This is a genomic window from Paracoccus acridae, assembly GCF_014642735.1.
Classification (GTDB): domain Bacteria; phylum Pseudomonadota; class Alphaproteobacteria; order Rhodobacterales; family Rhodobacteraceae; genus Paracoccus; species Paracoccus acridae.
On sequence record NZ_BMIV01000072.1, the window covers coordinates 1 to 1,111 of the forward strand.

At 58.5% G+C, this 1,111-nt stretch carries 1 protein-coding gene; it reads right to left on the reverse strand.

Going from position 1 to position 1,111, the window contains the following annotated elements; genetic code table 11:
* Positions 1-38: 38 nt before the first annotated feature.
* Positions 39-1,049, reverse strand: a complete 1,011-nt coding sequence (locus tag IEX25_RS19770) for an IS30 family transposase (protein ID WP_188717429.1) — start codon at positions 1,047-1,049, stop codon at positions 39-41.
* Positions 1,050-1,111 lie beyond the last annotated feature (62 nt).

The following is a 1,111-nucleotide window of genomic DNA, read 5'->3' on the forward strand; positions in this document are numbered from 1 at the left end:
TGTGAACTCACGCCGAAGCGCAAATTGTTGTTTTTCTTCTATTCCAGTCTGTTTCTGAGAGCCATCAGGTTGCTCTCAAAGACCTCTGCGGGTGTTCGGTAGCCCAGACACTTGCGCGGTGTGGAATTGAGGCTCTGGCAAATCGACCTCAAGTATCGATTTGTCAGAGCCGTCGGTTCGGTCGAGCGGGGCAGGTGCTTTCTCAGCCTGCCATTCGTGTTCTCGACCGTTCCTTTTTGCCACGGCGCCTGTGGATCGCAGAACCAGCTCGCAGCGCCGATCCCGTCCTTCAGCCGTCGCCATGCCGAGAACTCGGTGCCACGATCAAAGGTGATTGACTGGCGTGCTTCGGCGGGCAAGGGGGCGAGCCCCGCGATCAGCGCTTCCATGATCGGCTCGGAGTGGCGATCCTCATTGCGGATGAGAACGGTAAACCGGCTGACCCGCTCGACCAGGGAGGTGACATTCACCTTGCCGTTTTCCTTGCGGAACATCATCAGATCGCATTCCCAGTGGCCGAACTCCTGACGCTCGGCAACAACCGCCGGCCGGTGACACAAGCTTTGGCTGTCCTGGATGTGACTACGCTGATGTCGTCGGTGGTTTCGCGGCCTGCGACGTCTGCGATGCTCGGGCAGATGACGATAGAAGGCTTCCGCGAGGCCAAGCTTTGAATAGGCGAAGCGGTAGATCGTTTCATGGCTGACGCAGATGCGGTGCTGCTCAAGCCGCATCCGGCCGGCGATCTGTTCCGGAGACCAGCCCGCCTTGAGCGCATCCTCGACCGCTGCCTTCACCTCCGGGTAGGCGACCAGCTTTCGATGAACCGCGCGGCGGCGCTCGTACTTGTCCTGGGCCGTCACCGCATAGTAGCCGCTATACTGCGGAAGCTCGGCGTCCAGAAACGTATTGCGCTTCAGCTCCCGATAGATTGTCGAGGCTGGGCGCGAGAGCCGATCTGCGATTTCCGGCACCGGCATCTTGCCTTCACGCCATTTGGCAATCTTTCGGCGTTCTTCAAAGCTCAGGTGCTGGTAGTGGGAAGCCATTCGTCAACCTCATGCAAATACCTGTAATAATTTGGCATTTGCACTTCGTTTGTGAATCCACC

Excerpts from the sequence above, each read along its gene's own strand:
- IEX25_RS19770 (WP_188717429.1), bottom strand. The coding sequence starts at position 1,049 with ATGGCTTCCCACTACCAGCACCTGAGCTTTGAAGAACGCCGAAAGATT.